Annotated in this window: 14 protein-coding genes; 2 read left to right on the top strand and 12 right to left on the bottom strand. The window is 43.1% G+C overall.

Features of this window, described 5'->3' with window-relative positions; translation table 11 throughout:
- Positions 1-16: 16 nt before the first annotated feature.
- From modB to surE, 11 genes are all read right to left on the bottom strand, one after another.
- A complete protein-coding gene (gene modB, locus CZ794_RS07800) occupies positions 17-724 on the bottom strand; it encodes a molybdate ABC transporter permease subunit (protein ID WP_087041646.1) in 708 nt (235 codons plus the stop codon).
- Between the two features lie 159 nt (positions 725-883).
- Positions 884-1375, bottom strand: a complete 492-nt coding sequence (locus tag CZ794_RS07795) for a molybdenum cofactor biosynthesis protein MoaE (RefSeq protein ID WP_087041066.1) — start codon at positions 1373-1375, stop codon at positions 884-886.
- An 82-nt stretch (positions 1376-1457) separates the two neighbouring features.
- A complete protein-coding gene (locus tag CZ794_RS07790) occupies positions 1458-1739 on the bottom strand; it encodes a MoaD/ThiS family protein (RefSeq protein WP_087041065.1) in 282 nt (93 codons plus the stop codon).
- 236 nt (positions 1740-1975) lie between these two features.
- On the bottom strand, positions 1976-2506 hold the full coding sequence (gene moaC, locus CZ794_RS07785; RefSeq protein WP_087041645.1) for a cyclic pyranopterin monophosphate synthase MoaC: 531 nt from the start codon (positions 2504-2506) through the stop codon (positions 1976-1978).
- 6 nt (positions 2507-2512) lie between these two features.
- Entirely contained in the window at positions 2513-3256 is a 744-nt protein-coding gene (locus CZ794_RS07780; RefSeq protein WP_087041064.1) for a molybdenum cofactor guanylyltransferase, read from the bottom strand.
- A complete protein-coding gene (gene moaB / locus CZ794_RS07775; protein ID WP_087041063.1) occupies positions 3234-3785 on the bottom strand; it encodes a molybdenum cofactor biosynthesis protein B in 552 nt (183 codons plus the stop codon). The genes CZ794_RS07780 and moaB overlap by 23 nt, the downstream gene beginning before the upstream one ends.
- A gap of 62 nt (positions 3786-3847) precedes the next feature.
- Positions 3848-4894 carry a GTP 3',8-cyclase MoaA gene (gene moaA / locus CZ794_RS07770; protein WP_373407912.1) on the bottom strand — a complete coding sequence of 349 codons (1047 nt, stop codon included), beginning with the start codon at positions 4892-4894 and terminating at the stop codon, positions 3848-3850.
- Positions 4895-5111: 217 nt separating this feature from the next.
- Positions 5112-6407, bottom strand: a complete 1296-nt coding sequence (glp, locus tag CZ794_RS07765) for a gephyrin-like molybdotransferase Glp (protein WP_087041062.1) — start codon at positions 6405-6407, stop codon at positions 5112-5114.
- 378 nt (positions 6408-6785) lie between these two features.
- On the bottom strand, positions 6786-8093 hold the full coding sequence (locus CZ794_RS07760) for a lytic murein transglycosylase (RefSeq protein WP_087041061.1): 1308 nt from the start codon (positions 8091-8093) through the stop codon (positions 6786-6788).
- Positions 8094-8217: 124 nt separating this feature from the next.
- A complete protein-coding gene (locus CZ794_RS07755) occupies positions 8218-9042 on the bottom strand; it encodes a peptidoglycan DD-metalloendopeptidase family protein (protein ID WP_087041060.1) in 825 nt (274 codons plus the stop codon).
- 172 nt (positions 9043-9214) lie between these two features.
- Positions 9215-10063, bottom strand: a complete 849-nt coding sequence (gene surE / locus CZ794_RS07750) for a 5'/3'-nucleotidase SurE (protein WP_087041059.1) — start codon at positions 10061-10063, stop codon at positions 9215-9217.
- A 619-nt stretch (positions 10064-10682) separates the two neighbouring features.
- Here surE and CZ794_RS07745 point away from each other — a divergent pair.
- Positions 10683-11120 (top strand): MCR_0457 family protein, encoded by a 438-nt coding sequence (locus CZ794_RS07745; protein ID WP_087041058.1) that lies wholly within the window; start codon positions 10683-10685, stop codon positions 11118-11120.
- 605 nt (positions 11121-11725) lie between these two features.
- Positions 11726-12892 carry a D-alanyl-D-alanine carboxypeptidase family protein gene (locus CZ794_RS07740; protein WP_087041057.1) on the top strand — a complete coding sequence of 389 codons (1167 nt, stop codon included), beginning with the start codon at positions 11726-11728 and terminating at the stop codon, positions 12890-12892.
- Positions 12893-12994: 102 nt separating this feature from the next.
- On the opposite strand, the gene CZ794_RS07735 is transcribed toward CZ794_RS07740, so the two are convergent.
- Positions 12995-14911, bottom strand: coding sequence for a HAMP domain-containing sensor histidine kinase (locus tag CZ794_RS07735; protein WP_087041056.1), 1917 nt, complete (start codon positions 14909-14911; stop codon positions 12995-12997).
- Positions 14912-14962 lie beyond the last annotated feature (51 nt).

Below are 14962 nucleotides of genomic sequence, written 5' to 3'. Positions count from 1 at the left end.
CCCATTTCTCATCACGTTATCTTAACGAACGCTGATTCATACGGCTCACACTTGCAATCAAGACCACCATAATGATTCCAATAATAATCAGAATACCTGACATCATGTGCGCGGCCTCATAATTAAGCGCCTCGACTTGCTCATATATCGCAATCGATACCACTTTGGTCTCCCCTGAGATACTGCCGCCGATCATCAACACCACACCAAACTCACCAATCGTATGAGCAAAGCTAATCAAGCTCCCAAGCACAATACCTGTGCGCGCTTGTGGCAAAACCACTCTGATAAAACGCTTCAGCGCGCTGGGTTCAAGCAGATGCGCCACGTCCATAACGTTGCGCGGAATGCGCAAAAACTGGGCATATACAGGCTGGATGTAAAAAGGCAATGAGTAGACAATGGAGCCGATGACTAGACCTTCAAAGGTGAAGATAAAAGAGCCAATATGATAAGTAGCAAGCCACTTACCCACTCCCATACTAGGACTGAGTAGCAATAACAAATAAAAACCAATAACGGTGGGTGGCAAGACAAGCGGCATAGCGATGATGCCCATGATTAAAACTTTAAAGCGTGCCATGCTTTGTTTACGGCTGGGTTTCGCCAGCCAATACGCCACAGGCGTCGCAAACACTAATAAACATAAGGTGGTGATACTAGCAAGCTTAATGCTGACCCAAAATGGACTCAGCATGTCTGACATAAGCGACGAATCTATCATACTGTCACTGCTCGTCTCATTGGTAGGGGTGTTATCACGGATAAAGAATGGTTTTAGAAAATACATCGTGCCAGATACATCGATTAACTAAATAGCCGCCGCAAGCAGCAATTGTAGCTCATATCTGCTTTTGTGCTTGATCTGCTTAGCCGCGATTGCTTAGCCATTGTTACTGAGCCATTTAGAAGCGTCGTTCTCATAATACTCTTGCTTCCAAACGGGGATATCTGCCTTGATGGTATCCAATATCCAGCGGCACGCATCAAATGCTGGATAACGATGCGCCGATACCACGCCAACCCAGACGGCCACATCACCAATCTCTAGAGCACCGATACGGTGGATGGCAATAGCGTGCGTAATCTCAAACCGCTTTTTGGCCTCTTCTATGATCGCACGGCCTTGATTGAGTGCCAAATCTTCATAACCATAGTACGTCAAACGCTCAACGCTTGTGGCATTATTGTGATTGCGTACTCGACCTTCAAAGCAGACAAACGCCCCACAACTGTCATCGTCTAGGGTATTTTTCAGTCGGTCTTCATTAATGGCGGTGTCTAACAAGGCAAAACCATCACGCTCAGCCAGTTTATAAACTTCATCAACGCTACGCTTAATAGTCATGGAATGACTGTGGACATTATCTGTCATTGATTATCTCTATTTTTTATTTTTATAGTCGATTAATTTTTTAAAACGGATACAGTGCTGCTGGAATACATTTTGTTAAAAACTAGCCGCCAGCGACAGGTGTGATAAATACCACGCTGTCCCCATCAGCGATAGCGTCTGTCCATTTTGCAAAATAATCATTGATGGCCACTCGTAGCTCTGACTGCGGACGACTAAAGCGATGCTTTTGGCAAAGCTGCTCATACAATTCAATCAGTGACGTCGATTGCTGTACAGTGACCGTTTCTTGTTGGCAATTGGCTTCATCCGCTAGGCTCGCGAAATATAGAACGTTAATATCCATTGTCGCATCAGCAATGGTTACCACGGCAGTATTACTCATAAACCCTTCCCTTCTAAATATCTATAGTCGATTCACTTTAAAAATAATACAGTGAGGCTGGTATGAATTTTTCGATGCCTCTGGCACGCGAAGCGCACAGCAAGCGAGGAAAATTTACACCAGCAGAGCACCATGCTCATCGCATCTCTTTTATATTAAACAAACTATATCCAGCTTGATACTCTTCATACGTTTAATCAATCAAACGACCATGTTTTTTCTCAAGCTTTGCAGCTCTAAGCATGCTTATAGTCTGACTTACCACCTGTTTTATTGATAAGGCGAACGTTATCGATCACGATGTCATGTGATAACGCTTTTGTCATATCATAAATGGTCAAGCAGGCAACACTAACAGCTGTCAACGCTTCCATCTCAACCCCTGTCTTATGCGTGACTTTGACCACACCGCTGACCATGATGCTATCAAGCGCGTCATCGTATTCAAAACTTAGGCCAATCTTATCGAGTGGCAATGGATGACAAAGGGGAATCAAATCATGCGTACGTTTAGCAGCCATAATTCCCGCAATGTGCGCGGTTTGAGTGATGCTTCCTTTTTTGGTCATACCATCAGCTGCTTTTATTTGCTGATATATCTCACTAGGAAAGCGAACTTGCCCGATCGCAGTCGCCTCTCGCGTCGTGGCAGTTTTACCACTGACATCAACCATGGTGATGTCACCATCACTGTCTAAATGCGATAAAGCTGATTGCCTGACTTCCTGATGGCTAGCTTCTTGGTGATGGTTCTTTTGACTGTCCATATTCATTTATATTTCTCTTGATAACGCTGTATTTAAATCGCTCAAAGCCGCGCAGGCCTGTATAAACTCTGCGGGTGTATTAAAATTGGTTAAAGGCTGCCACTGTTTCAAAAATTGCACCGTTTGAACAACGGGATTAATAAATGACATGACTCTACGCTCACCACTATCGATGTAGGCCTTTAAATCAGGCTCAATACCGACTCGGTAAACACCCAATAGTGGATATAAATGCTCGTCATTTGCTAAGCAAATGACTTTTTTGTCTTCAGCCTGTGCAAGCGAGGACTGTAGATTCTGCCACAAATCCATCGCAGGTATTAAGCTGTCACAGCTGATCACCAGCAACCACGAGGATTGCGATAGCGACTTGTTCTCCAAAGCCACTAAGTTATTTAGAGTGATCAGCGTTTGCAATGCAGATTCAATCGCAACCAATGCCCCACCCGTTTTATTCTTCTCCTCGCTTTTAGCGACTTTATAATCAGCAATATGAATGATAGGCGACTGTGATTCATTTTCCGTTAGTATTGAGTCGATCTCAAAACCACGTTCGTTGTCTGCAATCAGTACAGGCACCCGTAGAGTCAGTGCATGACGAACGTGATAATTGAGCAGCGGCTCATCGGTTGGTAGCGTCAGCGTCGCTTTTGCTGTGCCCATCCGCCGAGACGCGCCACCAGCCAAAATAACCACACCTGCCAAATTATCTTGAGCGTTTGAAGGTTCAGTCGTGATCATGGCTGTCATGATCGTGGCTAGGATTTTGTGCCATGAAGTGCGGTACAAAATTGCAAGGACGAGTGCGACTATCAAATTGCTCTTTCAAAATTTTTGTCCAACCAGTACGGCATGCGCCAGACGAACCTGGCAAACAAAAAATACCCGTGCCATTTGCCATGCCAGCCACTGCACGCGACTGTATGGTTGACATGCCAATCTCATCTTTTGAGATTAGACGAAACATTTCGCCAAAGCCATCGATAGATTTATCAAACAGCACTTGCACTGCTTCTGGCATACTGTCTCTGATAAAAAATCCTGTGCCGCCCGTGGTTATCACTGCATGGACGTTTGGATCAGCAATCCAGCCACTGATAACCGCTCGTATTTGATAAATATCATCCGTAATCAGCTGACGGTCTGCCAAATGGTGTCCCGCTTCTGTCAGGCTATCTGCCAAATACTGTCCCGACGTATCCTCCGCGAGTGTGCGACTGTCAGATACGGTCAATACCGCGATATTCAGTGGGGTAAATTGTGCAGCGGGTTTACTCATAGATATTCCTTGATAATTTTTTTTAATAAAAAATGGGCAGTTATTCTTACTCTTGAGGCAGCCTAACCACCAATGATCGATAGATTGTGCATAATGCCACTATTTGAATCATGTAAGTGATGATGTTCAGGTTTGATCGGCATAAAGCTGTGCAGCGTATTGACCAATCCTGTCACATCATCCTGCTGTAGATATGGGCGAATATCATAATTGCCTTGGTCAAATAAACACAGATGCACCTTACCTTGACTACTTACCCTTAGACGATTGCACGTGTCACAAAAGTGCGCGGCATAGGGCGCAATCATCCCAATACGACCAACATAATCTGGATGGCTATATTCGACTGCTGGCCCATCAGCACCGCCTCGCTCATTTGGCTGCCAGCCATGCTCTAATAAATAATCGATAATAATGTCAGACTGAGCATGCTGTGCAAAAAACAAATCACTATTATCACTGGTTTGCATAAATTCGATAAAACGATAAGTGACCGCTCTGTCTTTGACATAATCGATGGCTTGCAATAGATTTTCAAAAGCAGTTTCTGCCATCAAAACACTATTAATTTTAAGTTTGATATCTGTGGTATCTAGTAGCTCATCCATGTCTGCAAGGAGTTGTGGCAACGTATTAAAACCTGTCATTTTATGAAAGGTCGCCGCATCAAAACTGTCCATGCTGATGTTTAGCTGATCCAATCCTGCGGCTTGCCAACTGGCTAAATGCTTGCCAAGCTTATAACCATTACTCGTCATCGCGACGGTTTCTATGCCTTTGGTTTGTTTGACGGTTTTGATAATATCAACGATGTCACGGCGAATAGAAGGCTCACCACCTGTGATTCTTACCTTTTTGGTGCCGACCTGCGCAAACCCACGTATCAATGTGGCAATCTCAGGCACACTCAGCTCGTCATCAGGACGCTTGCCTTGATAGCCGTTTGGCAAACAATATTCACAGCGAAAATTACAAAAATCCGTAATGGATAGGCGCAAGTAAGTCAAACGACGAGAAAACCCATCGGTCAAAGGCGGATAGGATTCAACTGTATTATCGGTAGGTGCAACCATAGACAACGGCTGATAATGCTCAACCGTATCTGTCATAGATATCATAGATACTGAGGTAGGCGAATACCATTGGGTACTGTCTGTTTTGACGCTGTCATCACTCATATTTTATTGCCATTAGCAGTGCTGATTTTCAGCATTGCTTTATTATTCGCGTTTAGCTTACCATTGTAAGGCTGATTTTCTCTTTTTCTTCAGTTTTTCTGTATCAGTTTTTAAGTGATCGCCTTATAGCAAATTAGCAACCAATCAATTAGCGATGCAGCCATGGAAAAGGTTGTACCGTCACTAGATTATTGGCTGAAACACTACCACTGTCTTTATCCAAAACAACAAAACAATTGGCACGGCTTAGCTGTTTGATTCTATGTGATTGCTGGCCTGAAAAGCACTCAACTTGGTAATGACCTGCTTCATTTTGAGACAAAAACCCGCGCTGAAAGTCTTTGCGCCCAGGTGATTTTTTGACATCATTGGTCAGCGTCGCTTTCACATTCAGTATCATAGGCTGCTCTGCCACACCTGCACCTGACATCTGCCAGAGTGCTGGTATGACAAACTGTAGTGCGCCAACGACCGTAGACAATGGATTGCCTGGCAATCCAAAATACAGCACAGGCTTATCCAGTCCTTTATTTAATTCGCCAAACACAAACGGCTTGCCTGGTTTCATCGCCACTTTATAATGATTGATTTGCCCCAGCGCTTCAATCACATTGGTCAAAAAATCATAATCGCCAACCGATACTCCAGCCGTGGATATCAAGACATCACAGTCCTGCATGGCTGCATTGACAGCAGCGGTCGTCTGCGCCAAATCATCAGGAATGATGCCGTAATCTTGAATAATGATTGGCAAATCTGACAATAAGCTCTTAAGCGTTGGGGTGTTGGAGTTGTAGATTTGCGCCAAGCTTGTCAGCTCATTGCCAATAGCAACAAGCTCATCACCAGTCGCCAAAACACCTACGGTTAATGGCTGAAAAACATTGATTTCACTGATACCCAAGTTGGCAAGTAAGCTAATATCAGCAGGATTGATACGTTTGCCTGCCGATAACACCGCTTCTCCTGACTCAATCTCTTCGCCCTGTTTGCGAATATTGCTATCAACCTGAGCCGTATGATTAAGGGTGATCGCATAAGGTTGTGACTTATCGATGGTATCTCTGATTTCTGCAAAGTTAGTGTTTTCTTGCATAATCACGGTGTCACAACTGTCTGGTACAACCGCACCCGTAAAAATGCGCACACCCTGCCCCGCTGTGAGATGACCGGTATACGCACAACCCGCCTGTGATTCGCCAATGATGTCAATCGAGCTGTCTTTGGTAAGCTCACTACCTTGACTGATCGCATAACCATCCATAGCAGACACATTTTGTCTTGGCACATCAAACGGTGAGACGATATCTTTGGCTAGAATTTGATTGCCGCTGTCTAATATATCGTAGGTATTGGTCGCTCTAACGTGTAATGGAAAGTCATTATTATTATAAGTGTCTATGCGCTGCTTTATCGCAGATTGTAATGCTTCCATGGTAATCATAAAGGTATACTCTTGTCGTTATTTTCATTATCAATTTATCAAAATACTCTTGTTTAGAGTGTAGCATTCACAGACCAAATTTTCTTGTGCCAATACTGTCTTTAGGGTTTGAAAAGGCCAATTATTTTTCTAAGTTTGTATGACCGTTCACGCATCTACTTTTATTCTGGTCAGTTTGAGCACATTTTTAGATGGCGATATGAATCATTCTAATGAATGCTGTAAAAGTCGTTATAGAGTAAAGCAAAAAAGCACCTAAATAAGGTGCTTTTTTGTTGTCGCTAACAAGGTAGCAATTTTTACGCTAGCCATTGACCTCGATGACAATGCTGACTGTTAAAACCAAAGATAACCAGCCAGCCATGCTATCAATCTACTTCACCATGACGCTAATGAAGAAGCACTACGCTGCGTGATGAAACCGTCTGGGGTTTGACCGTTGTCAGCCTGCCAGCGCTGGAATGCTTTACGAGTGTTGGTGCCAACAATACCGTCAGCGCCTTGGGTGTCATACCCTGAGCTGGTCAGACGCTGCTGCAAATTGCGCACTTGAGCCGTTGATAATGGACGCTCATAACGCGGCCAAGCAGTTCGCAGTCCGCCTTGCCCAGCAAGCGCTTTACCAAGCAAGCTAACCCCTAACGCATAGCTAGAAGAGTTGTTATAGACCTTGATGACATCGAAGTTCGGGCTGAGTAGTAATACTGGACCATCCTTGCCAGCAGGCAGCCACAGCTCCATTTGGGTGTTAGCATCCAAATAAACATCCGCTATGGTATCTACACCCATGGCTGCCCATCTTGCCGCTGGTTGCTTAGTGCCCACCACCGAGTAATCAAAGGAGGCTGGCACCGTCACTTCATAAAACGGTGCTAACCCGCGAACCCATCCTGAATTACTAAGATAATTTGCAGTAGAGGCCAATGCATCCGATGTGGCCCAAGGGTTACGATGTCCATCATTGTCGCCATCGACGCCCTGCTTGAGCCATGTATCAGGGATGAACTGTGTTTGCCCCATACCGCCTGCCCAAGAACCATCAAGCTGTGACCAAGAGACATCGCCACGCTGCAATAAGGTTGCTAGTGATAACAGTTGAGTTTCGGCAAACTCTTGACGACGACCATCATAAGCAAGACTTGCAAGAGAGCTTGGTATGCTACTGTTTCCAGTCACCGCGCCATAAGAAGATTCCATCCCCCAGATTGCCGCGACAATTTCTGCATTAACGCCATATCGTGATTCTAACTGCGACAAAAACGCCCGTTGTTCAGCAAATTTTCGTTTACCTGTACCGACGCGACCGTCTGATACAGCAGAGTCTACATATTCCCACGGCATTTTGGAAAATTCTGGCTGCCCTGAGTCCAACGAGATGACTTGTTGATTCAAATAAGCAGAGTCTAAAAGACGACGCACTGTCGCAGCATCATGACCTGACGAGATTGCGCGCATTGAGAAATCTGACTTCCAATCAGAAAAACTGTTGTAGCTTGGCTTAGCAACAGGCTGAGGCTTGACAACGACAGGACGCGGCGTTGGTTTTACCTGAATGGTTTGAGTCTGTGTAATCTCAACATTGCCTTGGCGTACAGGCTTGCTTTGTTTTTGCATGGCCTGTTGGCTCGTACACCCGACCATCACTAAGGCAGGAAAAAGAGCGATATAATGCTTTTTTATAATCATAAAAATTCTCAGGTGTGAATAAGTAAACTGACTCAAATAAAGCAGCCGTATCAAAAACGTTAAAATCAAACCGTTTTAAATACCCTGCAAAATCAACCAAGCCATTCAAAATATTAGGGTGAACTTAACGGCCTAATACTGCACGTGGGTCAATAGGATTGCCATTTAAACGTACTTGGAATTCCAATCCTACTTGATTGGTTTGTCCGCTGTTGCCCATATTGGCAATACGCTGACCTTGTTGTACCGTATCCCCTTCTTTGACCAACAGCTGGCTGTTATGAGCATAAGCGGTAATATAATTGTCGCTATGGCGAATCATAATGAGATTGCCATATTCTGGCAGACCACTACCTGAGTAAAGCACTGTGCCAGCTTGACTGGCAAGCACCGGATCACCCACATTACCAGCAAACCACATACCCATATTACCAGCAGCAGCATCAAAGTTACGAGTCACCTGATTGCGACTTGGATACTGATAACCTGAAGTTGAGTTCGCAGTTACCTCATAGGCAGGACTTGATGAATTGTTTGTAGGCACGCTCGTGGCGGGTGGCGTATAGGTATAAGTTGGTTGTGAGACAGTCGGCGTAGCGGTGTTGTAGCCATTGTTGTTACGAGGGTTGTTGGTTGCTGCTTGATTGCCTTGCCACAGTTTGAGCCACTGCCCACTATAAATCGTGTACTTACTGTCTAGACCATTTATTGCACCAATTTGGCGATAATTGAGGCGATAACGCTCGGCAATCTGACTGACCGTATCACCACGTTGTACGCGATGATAATTGGGGACGCCTTGGGCATTGGTGATAATTTTAGGTCCAGCTTGATTGGCTGCTTGGTAAGTAGGTTTTGTAGCACAGCCCACCATCGCAAGCGTCGCCACTGTCATCGTACCAATCAATGCCGCTGTTGCAAAGCGCGATCCCGCCATAAGCTTTTTCATACAAAATTTCCTATTCTTTGTGTTGCTCACAAATGCCTAATGTGACTCAAAAGGCTTTTGCTAACTGTTATACCGTTTAGTATTGAGTAAGTACCACCATGATCGTTTTATCGCCAGTACCTGTTCTCAGCACTCGCTATCAATAAGGCTGTGCATACCTCCTGTCACCACTCTATAAAACCAATGCCGAAAGTCTCTCCAAAGCGGCATCTGGCGTATGATGCAAACGTACAGGTGACAAACTGATGTAACCTGCTGCCACTGCTTGATCATCTGTCCATGGTATAGCCAGTGACTGCTGTTTTTGGTCTAGCTTGTCTTGGAGCAATAGTGACATATTTTCTTCGTCCGTGAGCACTTCAAGTGGGTCTTTACGTAGAGACAACCAGTAAGCATCTCGGCCCCGTGGATCAATCACAGGATGTACAGGCCGTGCAATTTTCCTGTGACCCAAAGAGGTTACTTTTCGGCCTTTAATATCATCAGCATGCTTAACATCAGGAATATTAACGTTTAATACGTGATAGGGCAAATTTTTGCACGCACTCAATATCGAGGTTTCTACCAGTAGCTTAACAATCTCATCGGCCGCTATTCGATAACGACTGGTCTCTTCCTGCTGACTCATTTTATTACCACCGCCCACCAATGACGTTGCAATCGCTGGTATGCCAAAAATCTGCGCGGTTAATGCAGCGCCAAACGTACCAGAAAACAGTACATCCTGACCAAGATTGGCTCCTGAATTGATACCTGTAATCACACAATCAAATGGTGTATCGCGATATAATTCGTGCAATGCCAAATAAATACAATCAGCAGGTGAACCATTGACAGCCGTAAAACCTGAGTCTAGCTGATGCGTATGTAATGGCGCTGAAATACTCAATGCACTAGCACAGCCACTGTGCTCCGTCATTGGCGCGACCACCACGGCCTCTCCGATTGTAGACAGCGCTTGATATAATGCCAACAAACCCGGAGCGTACACGCCATCATCATTACTGATTAAAAATCTCATTTGTACTCAATATATTTATAGTTGACCGCTCGTCCACTTGTGCGTTTTATCATCATAAAATTGTTATAATCTCACCCGCAAGCAGTCGTAGTAGAGTGATACTGGCTTTAATAAATAATTAGTATTCCGCTCTGTCAACACAGCTACTATCCATAGGTAAAATAGGTAAGCTGACAGTAGGCACCTTGCTCATAAATTAGCTTAAAACCTAAGAAAAGACAATTGCATAAATCCTATGACCCAATCTGTTATTTGCCTGTCAAGATCATCTCGCAACCTCTATTAAGGCGGATTATACCTGAATAGTCGGTTTACACGAACCCTGTCTTCATTGAGAATCTTTTGATATTTTGGGTCTGAGTTGTGATGTTTTGATAATCGCAATGTGCATACAGCAGTGAGAAGACAAGGCTCAACGTTACAATAGGCAATAACCTACAACAATGTGGACAGTTACTTTTATACTGAGGCAACGTAGACAGATATGCTACTGGCATGTTGCTAAAACAGGGCTTTGGCTCACAAGATATCTACACATAAATCAATATTTTATGTGACTTTTGTTTTTTTACCCATTAACATATGACCATTAAATAAAGATAAGTGAGTGTAATACTGAATGAAAAATCAATCGATATTATCTATAGCTTCTGTGATAGCAAAAACCGCATCAAAAGTCGGTTTTGCAGGACTGATAACGTCTGTTGCCATGTTTTCTCAAGCTTCTCTTGCCGCAAATAATCCTGCGACAACTATCCCATTAGACATGTCTGGTATCAACATCACCAAACACGAAATTGCGGTTATGCAAGTGCTCTCAGAGATATGTCCACAGATGTTAAATGGTAAGCAAAAGCAGCGCTTTTACAAATCTTACAACATACAGCTTCATGAATTGATGCCATCTTTGGAAGACCCTAAAGCGGCTATTCAATATCTGTCGACCCAACAAGATTATCGTCAAATCTTACAAGGTATTCGTGGCTGGACAATGGGATTCTCAAAGCAAGAGAATAAAGCATTGTGTGAAGACCTAGCGGATGCTCAATACCAGTAACCATAGGTTATAAGTAAGTGTTATCAAAATATATCTTGATAACACTTAATGGCATTGCTCTTAAGGTGTTTTCTTAGAATGTATCATGACAAGAATCAACACTCGCTTCTCAATAATGATGCCCGCTAGAATCAACGATAATAAAACAGCGGCATCATAACTGTTGAAGTTCTGAGTAATGTATTGGTTAAGCGCTGAGCAATGTGTTAGATCAGATAAATTTGATACTTATTCATTGAGTTTGTCTGAATCAAAAGCTTGCTGTACGTTCGTTATCAACAACGGACAACGCAGCAGGCTTTTTTGTGGTTGTTGGGTTTGGTCTATTAAAATATGACAAACTCCTAGTAAGAGTAAACGTTTGATAACTATTGGACTTTGTTTTTAATTTGGCCCTTTTTTTTGCATTAACTGATTCCCCATCGGTTGGCATTTTGCTAAGATAAGGCGTTAATTTTATGTCTATCGTTTAATCATCACTACTCTCTTTCATGATTTACTTTGCAACAGAATGGTTGATTTTTGTTGTTCAAAATAATGGCTGAGCGTCAATGCTGTGCGTAAGCGATAGATACATTTGGTTTCATGATGCGGTGTAACGATATATGACAGTAAAGCGTGTAAAAAACCAGTTCATACAACTGGTAGTTGGTGTAAGTATCTCTATGAGCGCAGTAATGGCAAACGCAGCCATTCAGCCACCAGAGATGGATAATACCGCTTATGTATTAATGGACTTCAATACTGGCGAGATTTTGGCACAGAAGAACGCCAATGAGTCGCTCCCGCCAGCGTCTTTAACAAAAATGATGACCAGTTATATCATTGAGCAACGCTTAGCATCAGGTGATCTCAAAGAAGACGATCAAGTATTAATGAGCAAAAATGCTTGGTGCCGCGGTAGTAGCAGTCAATCTTGTATGTATGTACCTGTCAATAAAACGGCGAGTGTCATCGATATGCTACGCGGCATCATCATTCAATCTGGTAATGATGCTTCAAAAGCGATGGCAGAGCATATCGCTGGTAGCGAAGCCTCATTTGCTATCTTAATGAATGAGCAAGCAGAAAAAATCGGTATGACCAACTCGCATTTTGTCAATTCGACAGGTATGCCTGATGAGGGTCACGAAGCATCTGCCTTAGATTTGGCAAAGCTTTCTCGTGCCATCATCAAAAATAGTGGTGAATACTACAACATTTATTCTGAAAAAGAATTCACCTATAATGGCATCACGCAAGGTAACCGTAATGCCTTATTAGCCACTGACTCTACGGTTGATGGTTTGAAAACAGGACATACAGATGCTGCTGGCTATTGTCTGGCTGCCTCAAGTAAACGTGACGGTATGCGTCTCATTTCTGTCATTATGGGTACAAAGAGCCAACAAGCTCGTGCCGATCAGTCACGTGAGCTGCTTAATTGGGGTTTCGGCCATTTTACAACGGTCACCAAAGCGCCTGCCGGACAATTTGTTAGCAAAATCCCAGTATGGTTTGGTGAAGCGAACGAAATAGAATTGGCAACTGGTGACAATTTACAGGTTCTAACCACCAAAACGCAAAAGAATAAAATCACGACGGTGGTCGATATTCCTGAAAGCTTAGAAGCACCCATCAAAAAAGGTCAAGAAATTGGTAAGATGATGGCGGTTATCGATGGCAAAGCAGTGGCTTCAGTGCCTATCGTAGCGACGAGTGATATCGAACAATCAGGTTTTATGAGCCGCACGTGGGAGCACGTCGTACGTTGGATAAAAAATCTGCTTTAAGCGACTGCTGATTTAATCAAAAGCTATCTGGTTCATTATTTGTTTGATAAAAATGTTTATTTTATAAAAAAGACGCCCACTATAGAGGCGTCTTTTTTATGTTCATACCAACCAGCGCTTAAGCAAGTCGCTCAATGCTTTATCTTTATAAGTCGAGCTTTGGCAATAATCGACGCCCGCTGCTTTTAAGAAGCGCTCGAAATTATCCAATTGTCTTGCTTGATGCTGAGGATACCAATATATCAATAATGCACGATGCTCATGTTCAGATCGACGGATTCTCTTTGCTAGCCACTCAGCTTTACTTGGCGCAACGCCCTCTGCAAACATAACCATATCGACTTTTCCTACATTCATATCCTCTAGTACCAGCTCTTCTTGCTGGTGATAAATAACCGTAGCTCCTAAATGCTCTAATTCTTTACCTAAAGAGCCAATCTCATGAGAGTAATAATAAATAATGGTCTTTTTAGCCAAAAAATGCTTCTGCCTGGACTGACTTTGACTGGGCATCGCGACAGTTAACACAAACTCTGTACCGACCCCAAGTGTACTCTCTACTTCTATTGTAGCGTCCATCAGCTGTGCCATTTGCTTGACGACTGGTAAGCCCACCCCTGACCCTTCATATTGACGAGTCTTTGAAGAATCGACTTGAAAAAATGGATTAAAAATATCATCAATATAATTACTGTCGATGCCAATACCTGTGTCTTTGACGCTAATTTGCCAACGATTACTCTTATCAAAATGGGTCAGCTGTGAGGTGATGGTCACTTGTCCTGCTGGCGTAAACTTGATCGCATTACTAAGGAGGATGGCTAATATCTGTTGGATTTTCTCCGCGTCACCTTCTAAGTTATAGTCTATATGATGAATATGACTGATTAACTTGAGCCCTCTTTTTTGTGCAATGGGCTCAAACGTTGCCAACAAATCTGCCAGCAACTGTAGAGGTTTGAACTCACTAAAAGTGACATTCATCTGGCCTCTTTGTATTTGATTCAATTGAATAATATGGTCAAGTGATAGCACCAGTTTGTCGCTACCATTTCTAATGATTTGGACAGCATCTTTTTGCTCTATATTTAGAGTCTCATGGTCTAACAGTTGTAAGCCGCCTACAATGGCATTCAGTGACGTCTTTAACTCATGTGTGATCATGCTCTGAAAGTTATGTAGCTGTACATCGAGAGAGATGTCTTTTTTATGAAGTTGCTGCTCAAAAACCGCAATCTCCTCATACTCTTGTTGCGACTTTTGTAAGCGACTGAATAATTTAATAAACGTCTGCTTAATCTTTAGTAATTCTTGAAAATCAAATTGTTGAGAAATGGTTGGGAGCTGTTTCAGATCTGAGGTCTTCAAAACCACGTCACAGGCATTCGTCAGTGTCTCTATGTCTCTAATGGGCCAATTGAGTTTACGCAGAATATAAAAGGCACCTAGCACAGTAAGAATGGTAGTGATCAGCCAATATGGTATGATATCTTGAAACCAATATAAGCGCATTTTATCGACATCTAACGTGATGTTGATGTAACCCACTAAGGCGCTGTTATCGTCGTCTGATGGAACACCTCGATTTGATAAAGCCGCACTTGATTGCTGATTGGTGTCTACTGCTCGAGACGGTCTATCACTACTGATGTAGTTACTAATCACTGGATAGTTAAAACTGACTGTGTCTGCAAATAAAGCATTTTTCCAATCGCCATTGGACTGATTAAGCTCATCAATTGGCTGCGGCGTTGAATAAAATAAAATGCTTTTGATACTAGGCTCGCTTTCTAACAAAAACGTTACTTGCTGCGCCACAATATCTGCGCTATCAGCTGTTGAAGCGCTTATGGTTAATAAATTAGCAAACTGCTGGATGTTATGGCGCTTCTCTTTATAGTGTTGCAATAAACCATAAATAAAAGAAAACAAAAAGCCCGCCAGCACCGCAAAGATGATGGCTTTTATGACAGAGCGCCAGATAAGTATAGAGATGGTTTTGGAAGGACGGTTGTTCATATCACTCAACTGAGTCAAGACAACTTTTATGTATATTACAGGTATTTTTGA

It is taken from the genome of Psychrobacter sp. JB385, from assembly GCF_900163785.1.
Classification (GTDB): domain Bacteria; phylum Pseudomonadota; class Gammaproteobacteria; order Pseudomonadales; family Moraxellaceae; genus Psychrobacter.
This window is presented reverse-complemented; position numbering and strand designations above follow the sequence as displayed.

What these genes read in the sequence shown, in the direction of transcription:
- CZ794_RS07780 (WP_087041064.1), bottom strand. Translation starts at nt 3,256, where the DNA reads ATGACAGCCATGATCACGACTGAACCTTCAAACGCTCAAGATAATTTG.
- glp (WP_087041062.1), bottom strand. Translation starts at nt 6,407, where the DNA reads ATGATTACCATGGAAGCATTACAATCTGCGATAAAGCAGCGCATAGAC.
- CZ794_RS07790 (WP_087041065.1), bottom strand. Translation starts at nt 1,739, where the DNA reads ATGAGTAATACTGCCGTGGTAACCATTGCTGATGCGACAATGGATATT.
- CZ794_RS07745 (WP_087041058.1), top strand. Translation starts at nt 10,683, where the DNA reads ATGAAAAATCAATCGATATTATCTATAGCTTCTGTGATAGCAAAAACC.
- CZ794_RS07755 (WP_087041060.1), bottom strand. Translation starts at nt 9,042, where the DNA reads ATGAAAAAGCTTATGGCGGGATCGCGCTTTGCAACAGCGGCATTGATT.
- CZ794_RS07740 (WP_087041057.1), top strand. Translation starts at nt 11,726, where the DNA reads ATGACAGTAAAGCGTGTAAAAAACCAGTTCATACAACTGGTAGTTGGT.
- CZ794_RS07735 (WP_087041056.1), bottom strand. Translation starts at nt 14,911, where the DNA reads ATGAACAACCGTCCTTCCAAAACCATCTCTATACTTATCTGGCGCTCT.
- CZ794_RS07795 (WP_087041066.1), bottom strand. Translation starts at nt 1,375, where the DNA reads ATGACAGATAATGTCCACAGTCATTCCATGACTATTAAGCGTAGCGTT.
- surE (WP_087041059.1), bottom strand. Translation starts at nt 10,063, where the DNA reads ATGAGATTTTTAATCAGTAATGATGATGGCGTGTACGCTCCGGGTTTG.
- moaB (WP_087041063.1), bottom strand. Translation starts at nt 3,785, where the DNA reads ATGAGTAAACCCGCTGCACAATTTACCCCACTGAATATCGCGGTATTG.
- moaA (WP_373407912.1), bottom strand. Translation starts at nt 4,894, where the DNA reads ATGACAGATACGGTTGAGCATTATCAGCCGTTGTCTATGGTTGCACCT.
- modB (WP_087041646.1), bottom strand. Translation starts at nt 724, where the DNA reads ATGATAGATTCGTCGCTTATGTCAGACATGCTGAGTCCATTTTGGGTC.
- CZ794_RS07760 (WP_087041061.1), bottom strand. Translation starts at nt 8,093, where the DNA reads ATGATTATAAAAAAGCATTATATCGCTCTTTTTCCTGCCTTAGTGATG.
- moaC (WP_087041645.1), bottom strand. Translation starts at nt 2,506, where the DNA reads ATGGACAGTCAAAAGAACCATCACCAAGAAGCTAGCCATCAGGAAGTC.